Annotated in this window: 3 protein-coding genes; all 3 read left to right on the top strand. The window is 49.5% G+C overall.

The annotated features are described in order from the left end of the window. Positions 1 to 318: 318 nt before the first annotated feature. Positions 319 to 1509 (top strand): hypothetical protein, encoded by a 1191-nt coding sequence (locus GXO76_08700; GenBank protein ID NOY77932.1) that lies wholly within the window; start codon positions 319 to 321, stop codon positions 1507 to 1509. A 4-nt stretch (positions 1510 to 1513) separates the two neighbouring features. After that, the gene (locus GXO76_08695; protein ID NOY77931.1) at positions 1514 to 2209 is read left to right on the top strand and encodes a DNA alkylation repair protein; all 696 of its coding nucleotides are present in this window, start codon (positions 1514 to 1516) and stop codon (positions 2207 to 2209) included. A gap of 165 nt (positions 2210 to 2374) precedes the next feature. Continuing rightward, positions 2375 to 3784 carry a sodium:solute symporter family protein gene (locus GXO76_08690; protein NOY77930.1) on the top strand — a complete coding sequence of 470 codons (1410 nt, stop codon included), beginning with the start codon at positions 2375 to 2377 and terminating at the stop codon, positions 3782 to 3784. Positions 3785 to 4027 lie beyond the last annotated feature (243 nt).

Raw genomic sequence — 4027 nt, 5'->3', positions numbered from 1 at the left:
GCAAGGATGGCGGAAAACACTGGAACTTTTCGGGTCTTCCGGGTGCCGAGGTGTGGGATATTCAAATCTGGTAAAGCCTTTTGTAAAGAATCTCCGTATCCGGGATTAAGGATTTTGACGGGATTTGCAGGATCAAACAAAAATTATTTTATAACCTGCGTTATTCATAAATTTTTGCCACGAAGGCCCTAAGTCACGAAGGTTATTATAATTAAGATAATTGATTGTTTGAAACTCAGTTCGCTTTGCATATTTTTCTATTTCAATGAATATTTATTTAGCTTATTGTTTATTCTACATTAAAAGGGTCCGTTTGAAATGACCGAACGCCTGTATTACACAAACAGCTATCAGACCGAATTTGAAGCCTCGGTAGAAGAAACACGCCGCGACGGCGACAGGACGTTTGTTCGTCTGGACAAAACGGCTTTTTACCCGACGTCCGGGGGCCAGATGCACGACACCGGCTGGCTCAATGACACACCCGTGGTGGATGTTGTTGAGCAGGAGGGGCTTATCTGGCATGCACTTGCCGGAAAATGGTCGGGCAAAAGTGTCTCCGGGAAAATCAACTGGGAACGCCGGTTTGATTTTATGCAGCAGCACACAGGATTTCATCTGCTGGCAGGGGCGTTTCTTCATCATTTAAAAATTGAAACGCTCTCCTCGCATTTGGGTGAAGAAATCTCCACCATCGATGTAAAAACCGATCGCATCTCGTTGGATGAAGTGGCCGGTGTGGAAAATCTGGCCAATCGGATTATCGCCGAAAATCGAACCGTAAAGGCCTTTTTTGTGGAACCGGGCGAGCTGTCGCATTTGCCGTTGCGAAAAGAGCCGGAAGTGCCGGGGAAAATCCGTCTCGTTGAAATCGATGATTTTGATCTGGATCCCTGCGGGGGGACGCATGTTGGCCGGACAGGGGAAGTGCAGCTGGTGAAGATTGTTCGGTGGGAAAAACTGCGGGGTAATGTGCGGCTCTTCTTTTACGCGGGCAGGCGGGCTATTCGACACTACCGGTTGCTGTGGCACATCACAAGGAATTTAAATCAGGAATTAACCGCCGGTGAAGAAGACTTGTTGGCGCGCGTGAAGGACTTGAAAACGGACGTAAAGGCGCAAAAAAAGGAAATCCAGAGACTCAAGGAATTTTGGGCCCAACAACAGGCTCTCGCGCTGGCGGATCACGCCAAAAAGACGGGTCAACCCTTTGTTCTTCATGTTTTTGATTCCGTCGATTTTACCGATGCCAAGCAGGTGGCGCAAAACCTCGTACGTGAAGCAAACCTGAGCACGGCGGTTTTTGTGCGGATGAAAGATGCCTGGCGTCTTATTCTGGCCCGCCCTGAAACAGAGGCGATTAATTTCAGGGAGTGGCTTGATGACATCCGCGTCCTTCAGCCGGTAAAAGGGGGAGGACGGCCCTCCTGGGTAGAAATCCTCGGAGAAAACGGGATGGACGAAATTGTAAGATTAATCGAAATTAACTTTAAAAAGGGGAAGAATTAGGATCATGTCTAAATTGTCTGAATCTTTTGAGGCCCTTCGTCAGACGCTGGCGAGCTACGGTGATCCCGATCAGGCGGAACGGTCCGCCCGGCTGCTCAAAACCTCTGCACGGGTACTCGGAGTGACGGCAGATAGGATCCACCAGTTGGCGAAGGAGTTTTACATCGATCGGGGACGTCGATTTTCTCTCAATCGCGCGTATCCCTTTTTGAAAGAGCTGTGGAATTCGGACATCTGGGAGGAAAAGCGCCTGGCGGTTCATCTGCTCAATTTTTATCGGCAGGATTACGAGTGGACGGTGTTTGATTATTTGAGCCGCTGGCTGGATGATGTGGACGATGCCACACTTGGCGATGCTTTGAGCAAAGAATTGGCTTTTCTTTTGAAGAAATACCCGGAGCGGTTAGCCAGCGTTCGAAAATGGACAACGAGCCAGAACCCGTGGCGACGACGGGCGGCAGCCACCACCCTGTTTTTACCCAAATCGGAAGCGGGTTCCCATTTGGTTGTTGGAACAGAAGAGGCTCTTGCCATTGCCGAGCAGCTTCTAAATGATTCCAATATTATGGTTCAAAAGGGAGTGGCCCGTCTTCTGAAATTTGCGGCAAAGGATGACCCGGAAGCGGTGGCATCCTTTTCGAAAAATCACTGGGAAGACATGCCAAAGGCCGCTAAGAAGGTATTGAAAGAGAGAAAATGAAAATTGCTTGTGAGTATTCCTGCCTGAGTGGAAGCAAAATTCTGCAGGTAAAATTGGCTGCCAATCGCGAGGAAATTCACAAAAACGACACTTCCCATCTGTGCCGGTAAACGTTATGATTGTGGATGTTGCATCGCCGTAAATTGAAAGCGGAGTTTTTTTAGGATGATTTACTTCTGGGCTGTCATGATTTACCTGGCCTTTTTAATCGGGCTGGGTCTGTACAAAAGTCGCCTGGTGAAAAATCAAACCGATTTTATGGTGGCGGGGCGAAAGGTGCCCACCATTCTTTTGGTGGGAACACTGCTTTCCACCTGGATTGGCTCGGGCAGCATCATTGCCGGGGCGGGTCTGGCGTACAATCGGGGTATCTCCGAGCTCTGGGGCAGCGCCGGAGCCTGGACGGCTATTGTGGTGGTGTATTTTCTGGCCGGACGCGTACGCCGAATTGCCCAATTTACACTGCCCGATCTGCTGGAAGCCCGCTACAACAAATGGGCACGAATGCTGGGCACCCTGACCATCATCATTGCCTACACCACCATTGTCGGTTACCAATTTAAGGGGGGCGGAATGGTTCTGGAGCTGATCGCAGGCATCCCGATGAAATACGGCGTCCTGCTGACGGCCGTTTTTATTATTGCCTACACCTCCATGGCAGGGATGATTTCCATCGTGACGCTGGACATCTTTAACGGCACCATGATCTTGCTGGGTATCTTGATTGCGGTTCCGTTTCTCCTGCATGGCGTGGGCGGTATCCACCACGTGGTGACCACACTGCCTGCGGATCATTTTAAGGTGTTTGGCCGCGAAAACCCCATTTGGGCAATGGGGGTGTTTTTCCCGGTGTTTTTCCTGTTGCTGGGAGAATCCAGTATGTACCAGAAATTCTTTTCGGCGAAAAATGAAAAGGCTGCCCGCACGGCTGTCGTCGGCTGGATTTCCGGGACGGTGGTCATCGAATCGATGATCTGCTTTCTGGCGATGATTGCCAGCAGCTATTTTGTAAATCTGAAGGATCACGAAACGGTAATTCTCTACACCGCCCGCCACGGGAGCGAAGTGGGACTGCCCCTGTTTGCAGGCGTCATGCTTCTGGGAGCGGCTGTAGCCATTATTATTTCCACGGGAAATTCCTTTTTGCTCACACCCAGCACGAATGTGACCCGGGACATCTACCAGCGCTTTATCAATCCCAAGGCCAGCGGAAAAACGCTGGTGCGGTTTCAGCGCATCTGGATTGTTATTTTGGGTGTGACGGCGTATTTGCTTTTGACCCAATTTACGACGGTCCTGGAAATGGCTTACACGGCTTACACGATGATTGGAGCCGGTCTGACGCCGGCCGTTCTGGCAGCGTTTTTGTGGAAACGCGTCACTCCGGCAGGCGGCGTATCGTCTATTTTGGGAGGAATGCTGGGTACCCTGGTGGCGAAATTTGGCTTCGGCATCGGCTGGGATTACATTATTTTTCCGGCCATTGCCCTGTCCCTGATTTTGTTAATTGGCGTCAGCCTGCTCACGCCCCCTTCGCCGGAAGAAAAATGGAAACCGTTTATGGAAAAATCTTGAAAGCCCAAAACGGAGAATTTATCCCCACAGGTTTGCACGGGTTTTCACGAAGTGAAAATCAAAAATCAGTGTGAATGGGTATTCATTCGTGGGCTATTTTTGCTTCAACTTATTTTCACGAATTTCTAAAAAAGTAACGAAAAGAGAAAGACATCATGAAAAAGCGGATTTTTATTACGATTGGAATGATTGTGGTTTTGGCATCGTCTGTCTTTGCACAGAATTTTCTGTTGAATCCCACCC

Source organism: Calditrichota bacterium, from assembly GCA_013151735.1.
In the GTDB taxonomy this organism is placed as follows: Bacteria; Zhuqueibacterota; JdFR-76; order JdFR-76; family BMS3Abin05; genus BMS3Abin05.
Note: the sequence above shows the minus strand (reverse complement) of the source record. Positions and strands in the feature narration are given on the sequence as shown.

Coding starts and splice junctions, on each gene's coding strand:
- GXO76_08700 (NOY77932.1), top strand. CDS start 319: ATGACCGAACGCCTGTATTACACAAACAGCTATCAGACCGAATTTGAA.
- GXO76_08695 (NOY77931.1), top strand. CDS start 1,514: ATGTCTAAATTGTCTGAATCTTTTGAGGCCCTTCGTCAGACGCTGGCG.
- GXO76_08690 (NOY77930.1), top strand. CDS start 2,375: ATGATTTACTTCTGGGCTGTCATGATTTACCTGGCCTTTTTAATCGGG.